The sequence below is a fragment of the Flavobacterium sp. GQ95 genome (genome assembly GCF_059758655.1).
Window position 1 is genome coordinate 1 of record NZ_JCAXEB010000052.1, and the last position, 992, is coordinate 992.

A 992-nucleotide genomic window follows, 5' to 3' on the forward strand; every position below is an offset into this window, starting at 1 on the left:
AATCCGGTAACCTTAAATTTATCCAATATTGATTTTACCAATACCCAGACTGTTTCGGGGGACTTTGATGCCGATGGAAAAACAGACCTGATTCTATATCCGATCACAGGTGTTGATGCCAAAAAGAAATACTGGATTTACACCGATCTTCATGACAGTTCCACCAAACTCGGTGATGAACATACTGTAGGCGCTTTTGAAGATATTTTCCCGGTTTCTTTTTTGAGCTCAGATAATAAATTAGTACCACAGCAAGGGTGGACGGTCATAAAAGGAACTGCAGCTGTGAAGTTTACGACCTATTGCATCGGAAGTGTTTTTCCTATTTACATGCAGTATGAAAAGTCGGTTGATTTTCCAACGGTGCCATCGGTGAATTGTGGAACCTCCGCTACTGCAAAGGCAATGAATAAAAGATATGTCAGCGGCGATTTTAATGGCGACGGACTCACCGATGTCCTGGCGCTGGATATTTTTACAAGTGTTGGCTCGGGCTGTAAAGTCAGCAGTAACTATCCATATGTTACCCAGGAAGAATCTATAGTATTTTCAAAGAAAACCTATTTCATAGATCTGGACAGAAGAAAAACAACAGATTTCATGAATTATGCCGGTGATTTATTAGATAACATAAACCGGGATGATAAAGTGATTACCGGAGATGTAAACAGTGATGGAAAAACAGATATCCTGCATTTTTCAAAAGGCTGGGTTAAAGTATATTGCCTAAATGAGAATAAACAAATAGTGCTGTTATTCGCATTAGAAGATCCTGGAATTGTTTTGGACAAACCAATTCTTTTGGGGGATTATAACGGGGATGGGAAAAATGATTTTGCCATCCCGGCAGTAGCTGAACAAGACAGCTGGAATTTTTTTATTTCAACAGGCATTGCGTTTAAAAAATTAAAAACTTCTATAGGAATCCCTTACAATACCAATGCAGTTGGGTTCTATGGTATTGTAGGCTGGCCTGGGGGAACCTATAGCCT

The 992-nt window shown here is 39.5% G+C and carries 1 protein-coding gene; it reads left to right on the forward strand.

Going from position 1 to position 992, the window contains the following annotated elements:
* Window positions 1–992: FG-GAP repeat domain-containing protein (locus AC6CH4_RS25885; protein WP_498108205.1), on the forward strand; the 992-nt coding region annotated here is incomplete at both ends.